Below are 18,236 nucleotides of genomic sequence, written 5' to 3'. Positions count from 1 at the left end.
GAACGATGAAAGAACAAGAAAGAATAGACGATTTATTTAAAGCTGCTTTTAATAAAGCGGATGAGCCTGCTGCATTCAGTGAAGAGCAATGGGAGCTGCTTGAAAAGCGTTTGGATAAAAACGATCGCAAAAAGGTTCCAATATTCTGGATTAGCCTGGCAGGAGGTATAGCAGCTTGTCTTATTCTTGGTATTATTTGGATGCAAGGTAGTCAGACTAATAAACAGCAGAATCAGCAAGCCGAAATAAAGAAGGAAGCAAAACAATCAGAACAGAAATTAGCCGGCAATAAGGCGAAGATCTCAAATGGAATACCTTTAAATAAATCAGATAATAAAATAGCCCCTGCAAATCAAGATTTCGCTCAAAATCAAACTAAAGCCAGCAATAACAAAGCAGATGAGCAGAGGAATGATTTAGATGAAAAACAACATGACGTTGTTATTGCATCAATTGGATCAGACCAAAATATGACCGGGCTTAGTTTTATTAATAAGAATGGAATTGTTGATTCGAATAAAACAGTTTTAACAAATCCATTGCAGAATAACTCAATAAAAGGAGTTGGCCTAGCAGGCGCTGCAAATGATAAGAAAGCAAAAGGAAATAATCAGTTTGGAAAATTAACATTTTCGGTAAGTGCCGCATCTTCTATAAATGGAGTTAATACCTTAAAGGGTGGCAGTTTAGGTGGAGATTTTGGTGGTTTCCTTACTTTAGGGTTAACCAAAAAGTGGAGTGTAAGTGCCGGAGCAATTTATGCGAAGAAAGTGTATTCAACAGGATATGAAAATTATAACCCTGTTTATTCTCCACCATTCACTTATCATCCAACTTCTGTGGATGCCGATTGCCGGGTGCTTGATCTTCCGCTAAACATTAATTATAAACTCCTGGATAAACATAAGAATGCCTTGTCGCTTACCACGGGTTTATCTTCTTATATCATGCTGAATGAAGATTATCACTTTAACTACAAATATCCTTCGCCTTCAGATCCGCAGGAATATTCCGTGAGCAATCAAAACAAGCATTGGTTCAATGTAGTAAATCTACAGATACAGTATGAGCGAAAGCTTTCCCCTGCTACCAGCGTGGGTATTCAACCGTTTGTTAAAATTCCGATAAACGGCGTGGGTTATTCACGGGTTGACCTGAAATCGGCTGGAGTTGCCATTAACTTTAACCTAAATATTAACGGCAATAAGGCGAAGTCTAAACCGGGTCATTAAACCAAGTCCAATTGCATTACGTAGTCGTTTAAAACAAATTTTCCGTAAGGTATATCCACTACCTCATGAACTTTAAAGCCAAGTTTGTCATAAAACTGTTTCGCTTTATTGTATCGGTTAACGTTTAGCTCTAAAATAGTAGCGCCCTGGGGCTTAATTTCCTTTATAACCGAATCAATTAAAAACCGGCCAATACCTTTTCCTTGCGTTTCGGTTAAAACATACAGCTTATGGATCTTAAACTTATTTTCTTCAATTTTTGAAAATGAGGAAAAGCCCATTGGCGTATCGCCATCGTAAGCAATAATAAAGGTATTATCTTCTTTTTGCTGCTTTTTTAAAGCCTCAGCAGTATACATGTTGCTGTACATGTATTCAATTTGTTCATCCGAAATTACTCCCCGATAGGTTTGTTTCCAAATACGGTCGGCTAAAGAAACTATGAGGTCTATGTCTTCGGCTTGGGCAATTTTATAAGTGTAGGAGCTCATCAGGTAAGTTTTTCAATCACAAAAATAGGTGATTTTGCAGCGCTAAATGTCACAATGCCGTTGTTTTCGGTTTCAAAACAATTGTTTTCAATTTGAATTGCACCTGTAATGAAATATTGGTTGTCGATATTAAAATCAATTATCGTGATTTTCTCATTCGCCGGGTACCACTTCTCCAGTTTATCTTTTACCGGAAAAACTTTTATATCATCCTGTAATAGAACAATATCAATTTGATTTAAAAAGGGTTGTAGGGACTGCAGTTCAGATGTTTCGGCAATAATATTTACCGATGGAAACTCATCCTCGATCAGGTATCGCAGTGCTTCTTCCAAAGTATTTGAGGCTAGTGGAATTACCTTTGTAAATTCCTGCAGTGAATCAATTTCTTTATCCATAATTGTAAAAACACCATCCACTTTAATTTCTTTCGATAGTAAATTTTCCAGCTCGTTTTCAAACACAAATACTACCGGGCTCCATTCCAACAATTGTCCTAAATATTCATCATCAAAATTATTGTACGACAAAATGATGAGTGCTGGTTCTTGTTTTTCTCTTACAACATGATGTGATGACATATAATCAAAATACTATTTGGGTTTATTGACTAAAAAGCTGATTATTAAGTTGATTATTTGGGTTTTAGCTTTAAAAAACTGATTAAAAAAGCCGTAAAAATGGAGTGTTTTTTGTAAATTATTAAGACCTAATCTCCCTCTTTATGAAAAAATCTCTACTTCTTTTCGTGCTTTTTCTGCTGTCTCTTCAGCTAGGTTCCTGTAGCCAGGTTAGCCGTTCAAACATGACCTCCGACAAACCTTTGCAAATTGTAGAGAATTTGTCATATGGCAAAGATCCGGAGCAAAAACTTGATATTTTAATGCCAACCCAACGTACCCAGCAAACAAAAGTAATTATCTTTTTGCATGGAGGGTCATGGAAAAAAGGAGATAAATCTGATTACACCCCGGCTCTTAAAGCATTTGCTGAGCGCGGTTTGGTTGTTGTTAATATGAATTATCGGCTGGCAGAAAAAAACAAAAATAAGTTTCCGGCCCAAATGGAGGATATTTCTGAAGCGATAGCCATGCTCGACCATAAAGCAAAAGATTTGGGGTTTAATTTAACCAGCGTTGGACTTGCCGGGCATAGTGCCGGAGCTCATCTCGCGCTGTTATACAGCTATCATTTCAACAAAACCGGCAAGGTTAAAGCAGTGGCTGCATTGGCACCTGTATCTGATTTGACTGAGGCCGCTCGTGTAGGAAGTTCGGCCTACCTGAATCCGATTGTGAATTTCCTAGGAAAAAAGTTTATGCAAGATTCAACGCTATGGATAGCCGCCAGTCCTTATTGGATGGTAACAGCCGCTGCAGTACCCACCTTGCTTTTTCATGGTACGGAAGATAAGGTGGTTCCCTGTAACCAGAGTGCTAAACTCGAAGAGCGATTGGAGTGTTATAATATTCCTTCGAAATTTATCAAATATGATGCGGGCCATGTATGGCTGGGTGCCGATTTACGTGATACCCGCGAAAATGTGATAAAATGGATGAACACTTACGTAAAATGAATGCTTTGGCTTAAATTTATGCTAAACACCGTTCATATATGAAAGCGCTCTCTACACAACTCTTTTTATTTCTCTTAGCTTTTGTCTTACCCTCTTGCCAGCAAAACCTAAAGGAGCCTACGCCTACCCTGGAGGCTAAACAGGTAATGGATGTGGCCTATGGCAATGCAACAGAACAGTCCTTTGATGTTTATCTCCCTAAAGCAAGAAGCTCTTATACTAAAGTTATTTTGTTTTTACATGGCGGAGGATGGAGGGATGAGGATAAGAGCTTTTATGCCCCTTTGCTCACTTATTTTGTTGATAATGGCTTTGCGGTGGTTAATGCAAATTATCGCTTAGCAAAAGATAATACTGATAAGTTTCCGGTTCAAATGCAGGATATAAAATTGATCATAGACAAGGTGCTGGCCAACCGAAATGAGTACGTGGTTTCCGATAAGCTTGCTTTAGCAGGCAATAGTGCCGGTGCACATTTGGGCCTTCTCTACGCTTACGCTTATGATACCGAAGGCAAGATTAAAGCCGTTGCGGCACAATCGGCGCCTACAGATTTGGTTCAGGCGGCTAATTCAGGAAATACACAAGCCATTAATACCATTGTTTATTTTTTGGGTAAAACATATGAAGAGGATGCGGAATTGTGGAAAAATGCCAGTCCTTATTGGAAAGTTACAGATAAGGCGCCTCCAACTATACTTTTCGTGGGAGAAAAAGACGATGTGGTTGTGCCATTACAAAGTGTAACATTGCAGCAGCGCCTTAATTCATTACAAGTAAAAAATCAGTTGATAAGTTACCCCGATGAGGGCCATGCTTGGTTGGGAGCTAATTTAGATGATACACGAAAAAAGATAGTTGACTGGTTTAATGTGAATATGGAATGAAAAATGGCTGTATTGTTAAGCGGATAAGTATTAAGCACTAAAACAATACAACCATTTGGCAGTTTTAATAGATCCTTTTATAGATATCCTTATAAACTTCTTCAGGGTTTTCGGCTTGGTTTATGGCTGAGCAAACAGCTACCCCATGTATCCCTGTTTTCATTAGCTCTTCAACATGCTCGGGTTTAATGCCTCCGGCAGCAATTACAGGTAAATCAATTCCTTCGGCTTTCATACGTTCAATAATAGAAGCGTAATCATCAAGTGTTAAATGACCCACGTTGTATTTTATGGTTGTAGTAGCTTGGTATGGACCAAGCCCGACATAATCGGCGCCCGAATGGTAAACCGCTTTTATTTGTTCAAATGTATGGGCCGATCCACCAATTATTTTGCTTTCTCCCAGCAATTCACGGGCTTCTTCTACCGAAATATCCGCCATTTCAATGTGTACCCCTTGAGCATCTTCAACAGTATTTACCACCTCAACATTTGAGCAAACGATCAGGGTTGTTCCCCAATCGTCACAAATATTGGCCAGTTGAGTAGCTTCGGCAATCCATTCTTCTGTTGAACGTTTGTTTTTGGTTCGATATTGAACCCATTTTGCACCTGCTTTGCAGGCCATTTCTACCTGCTGAGCATGGCTGAAATTATCCATGTCGAGTGTGAGGTAGTGGAATTTTTCTATGTGTTTTTTCATTTTATAGCAATTGGCTTTTAGCCGTTGGCATTTATTGATTTTTGAAATTTGATTTACGTTTTGCTAACAGCCAATAGCCAGAAACTACTTAGCAGCGGTCATGCCCATAGACGACCATTCTTCCTTTGCCGGACCATAAACTCCTGTAACAACTAAGCCTGCCTGACGCATCAAAACTGTAAGCTGTCCGCGGTGATGCGCCTGATGAAGGATGAGTACGGTAAGAATTTTTCCCTTCGACCACATTTCGCCATACATGTTAACTTCATTTTCAAGTTCGGAGTCGAGCCATTTGGCAAGCACTTGTTCTTTTACCTGGTCGGCAGCTTTTGAAAAAGCTTGTCGTAATTCATCTGCCGATTGAGGTGCATCTAAGCTGTCATCTATTTCATCCAGTTCAAGTCCCGCTCGGTTTAAGATCTCCGGAATACTGCCGGCAATATGCCAAACAAGCTGTCCTAATGATCGGCCTTCATCATAAACCTTTTGATTTAATGAGTTATCGGTTAGTTGGCGAAGTAAGGTTTCAGTAACCTGGTTTTCGTAACTCCAAGCGTTTAAAAAGTCTTCAATTGTTCTAAACATAATAGTAGATTTTTCTTTTGATTCGAAATTTAATAAAAAGAAGACTTTTTCAAAAAGGTTACCCTTAACCAATTAAGGCACGAAACTTTTGGGAAGCTTTGTGCCTTAATAAATGATAAGTGCTAGAATTTCAAGTTTAAGCCAACCAAAACATTTGTTCCTGCTTGCGGAAAATAGAAGTTCTCATTTATTCGTTCACCACCAGTAATATAGCCCCAAGTGTAGCCATTCGGTTCATACTTAGCATTAAACAGGTTGTTAACCATTACCGTAAAGCCTAAGTTTTTAACGGCTTTAAATTGAAGGTTGTAATTCAGCAATAAGTCACTCACAAAAAATGCATCCATTGAACGAGAACTACTTGAAGTATTGTCGAGGTATTGTTGGCCAACGTATTTACCCGATATACCAGCTGTAAAGTTTTTAAAAGGGCTAAGGTTAAACTGTGTGCCGGCAATAAAGTTAGGTGAATAAGCAATATCAGTTGTTTTGTAACTGATCTGATCGATATTACCCGTGTCGTAGTTTGTTACAAACTCGCTAAAGTTTTTAACCTTATTAGCACTTAATGCGGCGTTTAAATTCCAGGTTAGGATACTGGTAAGCTTAAAGCTTCCGTCAAATTCAATACCCGCACGGTAGCTCTCAGGAGTGTTCACCCTAATGGCTTCACCTACATCATTAACCTGTCCGGTTAAAATCAGCTGATCCGTGTAGTTCATGTAATACAGGTTCAATCCCAAATTATGGGTCGAGGTTTGATTACGGTATCCCAGTTCTATATTGTCTAGTTTTTCAGGTTTAGGTCTACTTTGTGGGGTCGATTTGGTATACTCATCACGACCAGGCTCTTTATTGGTATGAGCATATGAAACATACGTATTGTTGCTTTCGTTGATCTGGTAGCTTAAGCCCACTTTGGGGTTAAAGAAGTTCAGAATGGCATCCTGTTGAACGTTTACTAATTCATCGCCACTATGCTCATAACCTAAAAATGAGTAATTGACACGACGATATTGCAGGTCGGCAAAAGCAGTTAATTGATCATTAATACCATAAGTTGCCTTTCCATAAATATTGAAATCCTTTTTATTGGCGTTGTCTTCATAGTATTTTCTATCCGGATCGCTGTTTGAAGCATACTGGGCCCAAATCACTTTCCCATAATGAGCACCATCGTAATTGTTGTAGGCTCCGCCCAATGTTAAATTCAACCTGCTAACCGGCTTATATTCCAGAGAGAAAACAGTTCCATAGAAATCATTATTCAGCCATTTCTGACGAATAAGATTTGAGTTGGTAATGGTTTCTCCTCCTATAACAACATTATCAATTCCATACTTGGCCAGCTCAGCATTGTATTTATATTCTTCATAATAGCCTTCGCCGTGCGTATAATGTAAGCCAATATTAAAATTCAGCTTTTCATTGATAGATTGTGAATAAAACGCCTGGTAATGATCTTGGCGATAATTGTCGGTTTGGTTGTTATAAGTGAAATAATTGTAGGTGCGTGGGTTTGACTGAAACAAATTCAAGGAATCCTCCTTGGTGTTATACATGGCTCCATCGTAACCCGCGTTGCGCTCATAATGAGCCTTCAAATCATCAGATTTGCCAAAAAGTTTAGCCCCTGGAATGCCGTTCCAAGCTTGGTAGGTCTTTTCTTTACCCGAGATCACATTAACTTTTAGCAAACTTTTTTTACAATAATAACCGCCAGAAAGGAAGAAAGAACGCAGATTTGATGAACCCCGATCTATAAATCCATTAGAGTTGATCATCGATAAACGTCCGTCAAAAGCAAATTTGCCCATTAAGCCGGTTCCAACATTTAAAGTGTTCTTCACTGAACCAAATGATCCTCCCGAACTGGCGATCTCTGCATATGGCTTTTCGTTTAAGGTATTGGTTTGAATATTGATACTTGCGCCAAAAGCACCTGCGCCATTGGTTGAAGTTCCTACTCCGCGTTGAATCTGGATGTTGTCAACTGAAGATGCAAAATCCGGTAAGTTAACAAGGAATGACCCCTGTGATTCTGCATCATTTAAGGGAATTCCGTTAATGGTTAAATTGGTACGAGAACCGTCGCTACCACGAATGCGGATTCCTGTATAACCAATGCCGTTACCAGCATCCGAAGATATTACTGCTGAAGGGGTTTGGTTTAAAAGAAAAGGGAGGTCTTGTCCAAGGTTCTGTTTCTCCAGATCAGCTTTGCTAACATTTTTAAAGGTAGTAGCCGAGTTTGCTGAAGCCCTGGTTGAACGAACTACCACCTCGTCGGCAATAATGTTGCTCCGATCAAGTTTAATTTCAAGGGCTTTATCAGCTGTAAGTTCTACCTTTTCTTCGACCGAAACGTAGCCGACAAACGAAATAAGCAATGTGTAATTGCCTTTTTTTAATTTTTTGAAACTGAAGGCTCCTGATGTGCTGGTTTGTGTACCGTTTGAAGTTCCTTTAATGCTAACATTGGCTCCCGCTAAAGCAAGGTTAGATTGCTTGTCCATAACTTTACCACTCAATTGCAACTGTGCAAGAGCGAATAAAGGTGTTACCATGGCCAAAAGTGCCATAAGTAAAACTTTTTTCATTTTGTTTAGTGTGTTTTTGTTAAAAATTGCGAATGCAAAGGGTATACAAACGCCTAAATTTAACTTTACCTCCCTACGCCGGCATTATCCGGATCAGGTGCTCAATGTTAAGTTTTGAGTAACTCAACAATTGATGGGTATAATCTCAGCCTGTATAGAGTTATAAGTCTGGAGTTTTGAGTTTTAAGTTATACTTAGAACTTTTAACTGTTTGCTTCTAAATCTTGTCGGCACCCCTTAAGAATTAAAGCAAATGTAGGGATAATTTCAAAATTTGAAAATTGTTAACGAAATAGGTTGGTAAATGCACGAAAGAGTGCGAAAAAGTAGATATAAATTGAATTCTTATATTTTATTTGATATTGCTTTTACAGCTTGAATGCCATTGTTAAATCGTTGTTGCCCTAAACCGGTAATAATAGTATAAGAAGCACCTAATGCATCTAATTCTTGTTTGTAGATATTGAAAAAGTATTCTCTTTTATGTGGAAAATCTCTTAAAGGGTCTTCTTCCCAAGGGTTATCAACATACATGAGCAGGTAATGATCGTAATGTCGGTTTTGAATTTCATCAGTAATAAACTGTGGAGTTGATCCAAAAACTTCATCGCACCAGATCTTTACTGTTAGAACAGTTACATCGCAAAAAAGTAATTCATTAGCTTGAGGTAATAACTTTTCTTCCAGCGCCAGTTGACCATAAAACATGTTTATTTCATCTTCAAGTGTACATTCGCGGTCAAGGCCAGCACAATACTCTCTTGAATATTCAGGAACCCAAACGGTATTGAAATATTTTGCCAGGTATTGGGCCATGGTTGATTTGCCTGTAGATTCAGGGCCAACAATAGCGATCTTTTTTATAGCTGAATAAGTCACCAAAAGATTTTTAGATTTTGAAGTACAATTTTAGAGTAATTTGCTGAGGTTGGGAAATCTAAGCAATCGTTTGTTCCAGATTTTCAGGAGGAAATAATTTTAGAAGTGCGATTTAAGTTTTTACCCCCAAAAATCGCACTTCCAAAATCTAAATTGGTTTTACCAGATATTCACTCTTAAGCTATCAGGTCTGTACATTGGATCGCCAGGTTTGATATTAAAGGCTTCATAAAATGCCGGAATATTTGCAAATGGTCCATTTACGCGCAAATTTGCAGGAGCATGAACATCAGTCATAATCTGGTTGGCAAGACTTTCATCGCGCTGATGGCCTAACCAGCCAATAGCATATCCCAGAAAATAGCGCTGTGCGGGTGTTAATCCGTTTATTTTTTCTCCTTTTTTGTACTGCTCAGTTTTTATAAATGCATCCCAGCCCAGCAAAATTCCTCCTAAGTCCGCAATGTTTTCGCCCTGAGTAGCGTCCCCATTCACATGCAAACTGTCAAGCACTTTAAATTCATTAAATTGCTTAACAATCATTTTGCAGCGCTCTTTAAATTTGGCTTCATCTTCTTTGGTCCACCATTTTTTAAGGTTTCCTTTTGCATCAAACTGGCTACCCTGGTCGTCAAAGCCATGGGTAATTTCGTGTCCAATGGTTGAAGCAGCAGCATAGCCATAAACAACAGCGTCATCAACATCTTCATCATTCCATCCCGGAATTAGGAAAATGCCGGCAGGTAATACAATTTCGTTGTTAGATGGATTGTAATACGCATTATAGGTTTGCGGGGTCATATCCCATTCAGTTCTATCCACTGGTTTTCCAAGTTTGTCCACATTGTAGTTATACCAAAACTCCGAACCACGTTTCATGTTGGTCACATAAGCACTTTTGTCAATCTTTAATGCCGTGTAATCTCTCCATTTATCAGGATAGCCTACTTTTTTGGTCATTGAAGCAAGTTTCTCCAAAGCCTTTTTCTTAGTCTCAGCACTCATCCAATCCAATTTCTGAATACGTTCTTTGTAGGCATCACGAATAGCCTCCACTAAATCCTCATAGCGTTTTTTGGTTTTTGCCGAGTAGAATTGCTTAACATATAGTTGTCCTAAAACCTCACCCATAACTGATTCTTCAGCCGTAAGAACACGTTTCCAACGAGGACGTTGTGCTTTTTTGCCTGTAAGTACAGTTCCATAAAAGCGGAAGTTTTCATCGTCAATAGATTTATTCAAATACGAAGCTGCCGAAGTAAAGTAATGCCAGCGCAGGTAGTTCTTCCAATCGTTTACTGAAACCGTTTTTAAACTTTGCTCCACCTGTTTCAAAAACTCAGGCTGACCAACAATTATTGAATCCACCTTTTTGATTTTCATTTTTGATAAAAGGTCCGTCCAGTTGATGGAAGGGGTGAGCTTATTTAAATCGGTGATCGACATTTTGTTATAATTGGCATATGGATCACGCAGCGCTTCAAGTTTACGCGAAGCTTTTGCTAATCCTTCTTCCAGTTTATAAGTGCTTTCGGCAGCAGTTTTTGATGAGGCTTCGTCTAATCCCGAAAGCTTAAACATTTGTACAAGGTGCTGTTGTCTGTAATCAGTGCGAACAGACTTGGTACGTCCATCGGTATTGAAATAATAATCGCGATCTGGCAAACCAATGCCGCCTTGGTTAATGTAAAGCGCCATTACCTCACTGTTCTTCATGTCCTGGTAAACGCCCAAGCTAAAAAGAGGATCATTATCCTGCGTATGTTGCAAGGCAACTTCAGCTAAAACTCCCTGGATATCCTTAATCGAATTTATTCGATTTAAATCAGCTTCTATTGGTTTAATTCCTTGTTTTTCAATGGCAACAGTATCCATGCCCGCTTGCCAGAAATCGCCAATTTTTTGTGAATTACTTCCTTCACTGGCGTTTTCCTTAGCTGCATCCTCGTTTATCTTCTTCAGTTTATCATAGATCTCATCGTTAACAAGGTTGCCAATGCCCCAACGGCTGTATGCAGCCGGAATAGGATTGTTTTTGATCCAGGTACCATTAGCATGCATAAAGAAATCTTTGCCTGGATTTACTGTAGAGTCAATATCAGTCTTTATTAAATCGACGGTTGATTTAGGCTCCTGCTTGCAGGCCATTACAGCTGAGGCCAAGCCGCCCCATAATAATAAATGAGTTTTGGGTTTAAATAGGTTCATGATCAGTATTTATTTCTTTAAAAATAAGAAAGAAAACTATTACGATTAAAAAATAAATATGTAACGGCTGTGTTGCATAATAGGGTCGATATTATCCTCAAAAGTCGCAACTTTTCCACAGTTAACTGACTAAAATTCAATTATATAAGTATTGAATCATCGATTTAAGCCATTTAAAGGCTTTTTTTCAAGAATCAACTCAAAAGGCATATTATTTGGAACTCTGAGATTACACCAAGATAAATGATATGAACTGAAGTTTTACTTGACATTAAAAATTGTAAAAACTAAAAATCAACATCATGAAAAAAATTATGAGTAGCGCTTTAGCGCTAATAGGTTTATCTGCGGGCTTAGTTGCCTTCACTATAGCTGAAAATTCGGGCATTAAGGGAAATGTTGTACCGGCGGAAGGAGCAACTTCTGTATGGGCAATTACAGGTGCTGATTCATTGAAAACAACTGTAAACGCGGGTGGTTTTGAATTCAACAATATCAAGCCCGGCAATTATAAAGTGATTATTGATGCCATTGAACCCTTAAAAGATGTCCAGTTTGAGGTTTCAGTACCTGAAAATAAAATTGTAAATGTAGGTGATATTAAGCTCGCTCAATAATATAGGCTTAATCCTATAGGGTCGGTCTTTTATTGTCAGGCCTTATAAATTTTAACTCAAATCCCAGCTATATTTATTCCAGGCAGATAGAGCTGCTCCGTTCCCCATGGAGTGGCTCTTAGCTTTAATAGGGCTAAAGAATTACCTTTTTGTTAAACATTTAGTAGCTAATATAAAAAACTCAAATTAATCGATAAATTATGGTCTGAAAATGATAACTTTGCACAATTTTTAGACTCCCTTCAAGAAATGCCAAGAAACGAAAGTATTAAATCTGTCCTCATCATCGGTTCTGGTCCTATTATTATTGGCCAGGCATGCGAATTCGATTATTCAGGTTCCCAAGCAGCATTATCATTAAAAGAAGAAGGTATTGAGGTTTCGATCATTAACTCGAATCCCGCTACCATTATGACTGATAAGGTTATTGGTGATCATGTTTATCTTTTGCCGCTAAATTGTGAAAGTATTGAACAAATTTTACAAGAGCGTAAAATCGATGCGGTATTACCTACCATGGGTGGACAAACAGCGTTAAATCTTGCTAAAGAGGCAGAAGAACGTGGAATTTGGGAAAAATATGGTGTAAAGGTAATCGGTGTAGATGTTGCAGCGATTGAAAAAACTGAAAATCGTGAAGAATTCCGCCAGTTGATGATTGATATAGGAGTGGGAGTTGCCCCTTCTAAAATTGCCAACTCTTTCCTTGAAGGTAAAGAAGCCGCTCAAGAAATTGGTTTTCCATTGGTAATCCGTCCTTCTTATACCCTTGGTGGTTCAGGAGGCGGTTTCGTACATAAAAAAGAAGAATTTGACGCTGCTCTGAACCGTGGTTTGCAAGCTTCACCTACCCACGAGGTACTGGTTGAAAAAGCGGTTATCGGCTGGAAAGAATATGAGCTTGAGCTTTTGCGCGATGGAAATGACAATGTGATCATTATCTGTTCGATCGAAAATTTCGATCCTATGGGTATTCATACAGGAGATTCGATTACAGTTGCACCTGCAATGACCCTGTCTGACCGTTGTTACCAGGATATGCGAAACCAAGCGATCAAAATGATGCGTGCGATTGGAAATTTTGCCGGTGGATGTAATGTTCAGTTTTCGGTAAGTCCGGATGATGAATCGATCATTGCCATTGAAATTAACCCTCGTGTTTCGCGCTCCTCGGCACTTGCCTCAAAGGCTACCGGTTATCCAATTGCTAAAATTGCAGCCAAGCTTGCAATCGGTTATAACCTTGATGAGATTGAAAATCAGATTACAAAAACCACTTCAGCTTATTTCGAGCCTTCACTTGACTATGTAATTGTTAAGGTGCCTCGCTTTAACTTCCAGAAATTCAAAGGAGCCAACAAACAGTTAGGTCTTCAAATGAAGTCGGTAGGAGAGGTAATGGCAATTGGCCGCAGTTTTACTGAAGCTCTTCAAAAAGCATGTCAGTCATTAGAGATCAGCCGTTATGGGTTAGGGGCTGATGGCAAGCAATTAAAAGATCTTGATAAGATCATGTATAGCCTTGAGCACCCAAGCTGGGATCGTTTATTCCACATTAAAGATGCTTTGGCTTTAGGTGTTCCGGTATCTTCAGTTCAAAAAGCTACTAAAATTGACCGCTGGTTTTTAATGCAAATCCAAGACCTGGTTCATATTGAATTAGAGATCAAGCGCTATACATTGGCCAATCTTCCAAAAGAATTATTGATCAATGCTAAGCAAAAAGGATATTCTGATCTTCAGTTAGCTTATTTGCTAGGTGTTGAAGAAGATGATATTTACAATAAACGTAAAGAACTAGGCATTCGCAGGGTTTATAAAATGGTAGATACCTGTGCGGCTGAGTTCCCTGCTCAAACTCCTTATTATTACTCAACTTACGAAGGTGAGAATGAATCGATCCCTTCTGATAAGAAAAAGATCATTGTATTAGGTTCAGGACCTAACCGTATCGGTCAGGGTATTGAGTTTGATTATTCATGTGTGCATGGATTATTAGCTGCTAAAGAAACCGGTTTTGAAGCGATCATGATTAATTGTAATCCTGAAACGGTTTCAACCGACTTTAACATGGCCGATAAATTATACTTTGAACCGGTATTCTGGGAGCATGTTCGTGAGATCATTGACCTTGAAAAACCTGAAGGTGTGATTGTTCAATTAGGTGGTCAAACTGCTTTGAAAATGGCAGAATTGCTTCACAAGCATAATATTAAGATCATCGGTACCTCATTCCCAGACATGGATGTGGCTGAAGATCGTGGCCGTTTCTCGGATTTGTTAAAAGACCTGGATATTCCTTATCCTAGATACGGAGTAGCTCACTCAGCCGATGAAGCAATTAAAGTGGCTAATGAGGTTGGTTATCCTGTCTTGGTTCGTCCTAGCTATGTATTGGGTGGACAAGGTATGGAGATTGTGATCAATGATGAAGAATTAGAGCGCGCAGTTGTGAAATTGCTTCGTCACATGCCTGATAATAAGATTTTGATTGACCACTTCCTCGACAGAGCAGAAGAGTCAGAGTCTGATTCGATTTGTGACGGTGAGGATGTTCACATTGTAGGTTTAATGGAACATATTGAGCCTGCAGGTATTCACTCAGGCGATTCAAGTGCAGTGCTTCCTCCTTTCAGCTTATCTGAAAACGTTCAGAATAAAATGAAAGAGTACACCATCAAATTGGCTAAATCATTAAATGTAAGGGGCTTGTTGAATATTCAGTTCGCCATCAAAAACGAAAACGTGTATGTCATTGAAGCCAATCCTCGTGCTTCGCGTACAGTTCCGTTTATCGCTAAAGCTTACGACGTACCTTACATTAATATTGCTGCCAAAATTATGTTAGGGGTAAATAAATTGAAAGACTTTACCATCGTTGAGAAACTTAAAGGTTATGCTATCAAAGAACCTGTTTTCTCGTTCGAGAAGTTCCCTGAAGTAAACAAGGAGTTAGGACCTGAGATGAAATCAACCGGTGAAGCCATTCGATTTATTAAAGACCTGGAAGATCCGTACTTCCGTCATTTAGTAAAAGAAAAATCGATGTATTTATCGAAATAGATAAGGACAAAAACCTTGATAAAAAACTCCCGGATAGCTTTTATTCGGGAGTTTTTTGTTTTAGTAAGGTTTTTCCTTCGGTTTAAAACCAGCTAAAGCTTTGTATTACAGGCAAACATGACTAAATTAGTATACCATCTAAAATTTGTGAAAGGTCAATACACGCTATTTATCTAAATTTTAATCGTTATGAAAAAGCTCTCTACACTTCTTATTTTGCTTTTAACAGTTATGCTTACTGCTAAGGCACAAACCCAACGAGGCAATTTTCTCATTGGGGCTCAACTTGCCAATATTGGTGGCGTTTTTCAAAGTGGCAACACTACTTTTAGCGCAGGAATAACCCCTATGGTGGGTTTCTTTATTAAAGATAATGTGGCTGTTGGGCCACGAGTTAATTTTGAATATACTCATACAAGCGGTGAGGATTATTTTCTATGGGGTGTTGGCGTTTTCGGACGTAAATACTTTAATGATCCTTCCATTGAGTTTTCAAAGCATAGCAGTTGGTTCTTTGAAGCAAATGCAGGAATTCAAGGTGTTAATGCCGCAGGAAGTAATACTAATGGATTGGGCTTAGGATTTGGTCCGGGATTGGCTTATTTCCTTACTCCCAATATTGGGCTTGAAGGTTTATTAAAATACGATCTAACCTTAGGTTTCGGAAGCTCAACAACCACTAACCAGGTAAGTTTAAATCTTGGCTTCCAAATCTATCTTCATAAAGACAAAGCCAAAAATATTATTGAACAGGAGAAAAGTGGACAATAAGATCATCCCCATAATAGGAGAACCGGTAATTAATCACAGGGTTCTCCTTTTAATTTTATAGCTGTATGCTTTCTCCATTGTCTCCCGTCGTGCTTCAACAGATAAAACTCGTTTATAGTTAATGTTCGTATATAATCCAATTGCTCAAATTCAGTCCAAGCCTTTTTTCGGTTTTCGGTTGATAAGTCGCGATAGGCAATGGTCATATGGGGGGCATATGAGTTAGGTGGGTCTAAATGAAGTAAATGGTTTGTTTGGCTGTTAAGAAAATTAGCTAATTTGGCATAAAATACCTGAAGAGCTGAACTTTCGGAAATTTTCACATAGATCACGTCACTTCTTTTTCCGGTAAAAAAACCAAAACCATTTAAAGTTATGGTAAACGGAGATTCTTGTTTACCGAATTGATTTAATTCGTTTACCAGTGATGGAATAAAGGAGTCGTCGATAGTGAAAGGTTGTTTTAAGGTGATATGAGGCAAAACTTTAAGACCGTATGAGGCGTTATAAGTTTCTGCCATATGTTTCTTCCACTGAATTACTTCCTGTGCAACTTCTTCAATGGGTAAAATTGCTAGTAAATAGAGTCCCATTTTTTTAGTTCAGCTGGTAAACAATAATTCATCTCATTTCTTCCGACGATGAAAGAAATTATATTTGTTGTCCTTTTTAAATATTTATGAAGACAATAATTGATCTTTTTGAAGAAAGTGTAACTAAATATAGCAAGAATCCATTTTTATGGGAGAAACGCGAAACGGAATTTGTTCCATTAACCTATAGTGAGACGCATGCTCAAGTACACCAGCTAGGTGCGGGCCTAATGGCTTTGGGTGTGGAGAAAAATGATAAGATTGCATTTCTTTCAGAAGGACGTAATGCATGGGTTATTGGCGAGTTGGGTATTCTTTATGCAGGAGCGGTTAATGTTCCGCTTTCGGTAAAGCTGGAAGAAAGCAATGACCTGGTCTTTCGTATCCAGCATTCGGATGCGAAGTTTGTGATGGTTTCTGCCCGAAACTTACCGAAAATACAAGCTATTGTTGCTGATTTGCCTAACATAGAAAAAGTTATTGTTTTCGATCAATTGGAGAATTATGGGGCAAAAGAAGTTTACATTGGCGATGTTCTGCAATTGGGACGAGAATTTCTGAACACCAAACCTTCGGCCTTTGAGAATCGCTATAAATCAGTAAAAGATAATGACTATGCGAATATCAGTTACACATCTGGTACAACCGCCGATCCAAAGGGAATTATTCTTTCTCACCGTAATTATACCGCAAATGTTGAACAGGCGCTTAGCCTGATGAATATCCCCACCAATTGGAAAACGCTGATCATTCTTCCGTTGGATCACTGCTTCGCGCATGTTGCGGGCTTCTATAGTTTCATGGCCTCAGGAGCGAGTGTAGCCACTGTTGATCCGGGTAAAAACGCAATGGATACCCTGAAGAACATCCCGATCAATATGAAGGAAGTTCAGCCAAATTTGCTTTTGAGTGTGCCCGCTTTGGCTAAAAACTTTAAAAAGAATATTGAAACAGCGATAAAGCAAAAGGGAGGGTTTACTGAAAAGCTATTCAATCACGCATTGAAAGTTGCCTACACTTATAATCGTGAAGGATTTAATAAGGGAAAAGGGGTAAATCCTTTTTATAAAGTCTTACTGGTAGTTTATGATAAACTCGTTTTTTCAAAAGTCCGTGCTGCTTTTGGCGGGCAATTGAGCTTCTTTATCGGCGGCGGGGCTTTATTAGATATTGATCTTCAGCGATTTTTCTATGCGATTAATGTTCCCATGTTTCAGGGTTATGGCTTATCAGAAGCTACACCAATTATTTCCTCCAATTCCTTGAAAAAACATAAACTGGGGTCTTCGGGTTATTTGGTTCAGCCTATGGAACTTAAAATTTGTGATGATAACGGTAACGCTCTGCCTGTAGGACAAAAAGGAGAGATTGTAATTAAGGGTGAGAATGTGATGATCGGTTACTGGAAAAATGAAGTAGCAACAGCCGATACGATAAAAAACGGATGGCTTCATACTGGTGATTTAGGTTATATGGATGAGGACGGCTTTTTATATGTGTTGGGCCGTTTTAAAAGTTTATTGATAGGTAGTGACGGAGAAAAATACAGTCCTGAAGGTATTGAAGAGTCATTGGTGCAAAACTCTAAATTTATTGACCAGGTAATGCTGCATAATAACCAGGACGCTTACACTACGGCTTTAATTGTTCCCAACAAAGAATCATTGAAGGCTTATTTGAAACAGCACCACCTTAGCTGGGATAGTGATGAGGGCAAAACAGAAGCGATAAAGGTATTGCAATCTGAAATAAACGAATACAAGAGTAAAGGCAAGTATGCAGGAATGTTTCCTGAGCGCTGGTTGCCGGCTGCATTTGCTGTTTTGCCTGAAGGTTTCACTGAGCAGAATCATTTCTTGAATAGTACCATGAAAATGGTTAGAGGGAAAATAACTACCCATTACCAACCGAGAATAGATGCATTATATACTTCCGAAGGAAAAAATATTTTAAATAAAGAAAACCTTAATGCTTTAGCTTAATATAAAAAACGGCCGATAGAAGTATCGGCCGTTTGCTCAAAATATGATT

At 38.7% G+C, this 18,236-nt stretch carries 15 protein-coding genes; 7 read left to right on the top strand and 8 right to left on the bottom strand.

The window, feature by feature from the left end; translation table 11 throughout:
* The first annotated feature begins 5 nt into the window (after positions 1–5).
* Positions 6–1,232 (top strand): hypothetical protein, encoded by a 1,227-nt coding sequence (locus C3K47_RS07660; protein ID WP_103788541.1) that lies wholly within the window; start codon positions 6–8, stop codon positions 1,230–1,232.
* Here the strand turns inward: C3K47_RS07660 and C3K47_RS07655 are convergent.
* Positions 1,229–1,723 carry a GNAT family N-acetyltransferase gene (locus C3K47_RS07655; protein ID WP_103788540.1) on the bottom strand — a complete coding sequence of 165 codons (495 nt, stop codon included), beginning with the start codon at positions 1,721–1,723 and terminating at the stop codon, positions 1,229–1,231. The genes C3K47_RS07660 and C3K47_RS07655 overlap by 4 nt on opposite strands.
* Complete coding sequence (locus C3K47_RS07650; protein ID WP_103788539.1) at positions 1,723–2,304, bottom strand: hypothetical protein; 582 nt, start codon at positions 2,302–2,304, stop codon at positions 1,723–1,725. Before C3K47_RS07650 ends, C3K47_RS07655 begins: the two co-directional genes overlap by 1 nt.
* Positions 2,305–2,447: 143 nt before the next feature.
* Here C3K47_RS07650 and C3K47_RS07645 point away from each other — a divergent pair, with 143 nt between their 5' ends.
* Both C3K47_RS07645 and C3K47_RS07640 read left to right on the top strand, forming a co-directional pair.
* On the top strand, positions 2,448–3,299 hold the full coding sequence (locus C3K47_RS07645; RefSeq protein ID WP_103788538.1) for an alpha/beta hydrolase: 852 nt from the start codon (positions 2,448–2,450) through the stop codon (positions 3,297–3,299).
* Between the two features lie 38 nt (positions 3,300–3,337).
* On the top strand, positions 3,338–4,186 hold the full coding sequence (locus C3K47_RS07640) for an alpha/beta hydrolase (protein ID WP_103788537.1): 849 nt from the start codon (positions 3,338–3,340) through the stop codon (positions 4,184–4,186).
* 64 nt (positions 4,187–4,250) lie between these two features.
* On the opposite strand, the gene thiE is transcribed toward C3K47_RS07640, so the two are convergent.
* The 5 genes from thiE to C3K47_RS07615 form a co-directional block, all read right to left on the bottom strand.
* Positions 4,251–4,889 (bottom strand): thiamine phosphate synthase, encoded by a 639-nt coding sequence (thiE, locus tag C3K47_RS07635; RefSeq protein ID WP_103788536.1) that lies wholly within the window; start codon positions 4,887–4,889, stop codon positions 4,251–4,253.
* Between the two features lie 84 nt (positions 4,890–4,973).
* Positions 4,974–5,474, bottom strand: coding sequence for a DinB family protein (locus C3K47_RS07630; protein ID WP_133159348.1), 501 nt, complete (start codon positions 5,472–5,474; stop codon positions 4,974–4,976).
* 122 nt (positions 5,475–5,596) lie between these two features.
* Entirely contained in the window at positions 5,597–8,074 is a 2,478-nt protein-coding gene (locus tag C3K47_RS07625; protein WP_103788534.1) for a TonB-dependent receptor, read from the bottom strand.
* A gap of 345 nt (positions 8,075–8,419) precedes the next feature.
* Positions 8,420–8,953, bottom strand: a complete 534-nt coding sequence (locus tag C3K47_RS07620; RefSeq protein ID WP_103788533.1) for an AAA family ATPase — start codon at positions 8,951–8,953, stop codon at positions 8,420–8,422.
* 159 nt (positions 8,954–9,112) lie between these two features.
* Positions 9,113–11,161 (bottom strand): M13 family metallopeptidase, encoded by a 2,049-nt coding sequence (locus tag C3K47_RS07615; RefSeq protein ID WP_103788532.1) that lies wholly within the window; start codon positions 11,159–11,161, stop codon positions 9,113–9,115.
* Between the two features lie 302 nt (positions 11,162–11,463).
* Between C3K47_RS07615 and C3K47_RS07610 the strand changes: the two genes are divergently transcribed.
* From C3K47_RS07610 to C3K47_RS07600, 3 genes are all read left to right on the top strand, one after another.
* Positions 11,464–11,778, top strand: a complete 315-nt coding sequence (locus tag C3K47_RS07610; protein WP_103788531.1) for a peptidase associated/transthyretin-like domain-containing protein — start codon at positions 11,464–11,466, stop codon at positions 11,776–11,778.
* 249 nt (positions 11,779–12,027) lie between these two features.
* Entirely contained in the window at positions 12,028–14,841 is a 2,814-nt protein-coding gene (carB, locus tag C3K47_RS07605) for a carbamoyl-phosphate synthase large subunit (RefSeq protein ID WP_103788530.1), read from the top strand.
* Between the two features lie 189 nt (positions 14,842–15,030).
* Positions 15,031–15,612: a hypothetical protein gene (locus tag C3K47_RS07600; protein ID WP_103788529.1), complete on the top strand. Its 582-nt coding sequence runs from the start codon at positions 15,031–15,033 to the stop codon at positions 15,610–15,612.
* A 29-nt stretch (positions 15,613–15,641) separates the two neighbouring features.
* Here the strand turns inward: C3K47_RS07600 and C3K47_RS07595 are convergent, their stop codons facing one another.
* Positions 15,642–16,205 carry a 2'-5' RNA ligase family protein gene (locus C3K47_RS07595; RefSeq protein WP_103788528.1) on the bottom strand — a complete coding sequence of 188 codons (564 nt, stop codon included), beginning with the start codon at positions 16,203–16,205 and terminating at the stop codon, positions 15,642–15,644.
* Between the two features lie 86 nt (positions 16,206–16,291).
* On the opposite strand from C3K47_RS07595, the gene C3K47_RS07590 reads away from it, so the two are divergent.
* The gene (locus C3K47_RS07590) at positions 16,292–18,187 is read left to right on the top strand and encodes an AMP-dependent synthetase/ligase (protein ID WP_103788527.1); all 1,896 of its coding nucleotides are present in this window, start codon (positions 16,292–16,294) and stop codon (positions 18,185–18,187) included.
* Positions 18,188–18,236 lie beyond the last annotated feature (49 nt).

It is taken from the genome of Solitalea longa, from assembly GCF_002920915.1.
GTDB lineage: Bacteria > Bacteroidota > Bacteroidia > Sphingobacteriales > Sphingobacteriaceae > Solitalea > Solitalea longa.
This window is presented reverse-complemented; position numbering and strand designations above follow the sequence as displayed.

Bases quoted from the DNA above. Each gene is read 5' to 3' on its own strand.
- C3K47_RS07660 (WP_103788541.1), top strand. From the start codon at position 6: ATGAAAGAACAAGAAAGAATAGACGATTTATTTAAAGCTGCTTTTAAT.
- C3K47_RS07655 (WP_103788540.1), bottom strand. From the start codon at position 1,723: ATGAGCTCCTACACTTATAAAATTGCCCAAGCCGAAGACATAGACCTC.
- C3K47_RS07650 (WP_103788539.1), bottom strand. From the start codon at position 2,304: ATGTCATCACATCATGTTGTAAGAGAAAAACAAGAACCAGCACTCATC.
- C3K47_RS07645 (WP_103788538.1), top strand. From the start codon at position 2,448: ATGAAAAAATCTCTACTTCTTTTCGTGCTTTTTCTGCTGTCTCTTCAG.
- C3K47_RS07640 (WP_103788537.1), top strand. From the start codon at position 3,338: ATGAAAGCGCTCTCTACACAACTCTTTTTATTTCTCTTAGCTTTTGTC.
- thiE (WP_103788536.1), bottom strand. From the start codon at position 4,889: ATGAAAAAACACATAGAAAAATTCCACTACCTCACACTCGACATGGAT.
- C3K47_RS07630 (WP_133159348.1), bottom strand. From the start codon at position 5,474: ATGTTTAGAACAATTGAAGACTTTTTAAACGCTTGGAGTTACGAAAAC.
- C3K47_RS07625 (WP_103788534.1), bottom strand. From the start codon at position 8,074: ATGAAAAAAGTTTTACTTATGGCACTTTTGGCCATGGTAACACCTTTA.
- C3K47_RS07615 (WP_103788532.1), bottom strand. From the start codon at position 11,161: ATGAACCTATTTAAACCCAAAACTCATTTATTATTATGGGGCGGCTTG.
- C3K47_RS07610 (WP_103788531.1), top strand. From the start codon at position 11,464: ATGAAAAAAATTATGAGTAGCGCTTTAGCGCTAATAGGTTTATCTGCG.
- carB (WP_103788530.1), top strand. From the start codon at position 12,028: ATGCCAAGAAACGAAAGTATTAAATCTGTCCTCATCATCGGTTCTGGT.
- C3K47_RS07600 (WP_103788529.1), top strand. From the start codon at position 15,031: ATGAAAAAGCTCTCTACACTTCTTATTTTGCTTTTAACAGTTATGCTT.
- C3K47_RS07595 (WP_103788528.1), bottom strand. From the start codon at position 16,205: ATGGGACTCTATTTACTAGCAATTTTACCCATTGAAGAAGTTGCACAG.
- C3K47_RS07590 (WP_103788527.1), top strand. From the start codon at position 16,292: ATGAAGACAATAATTGATCTTTTTGAAGAAAGTGTAACTAAATATAGC.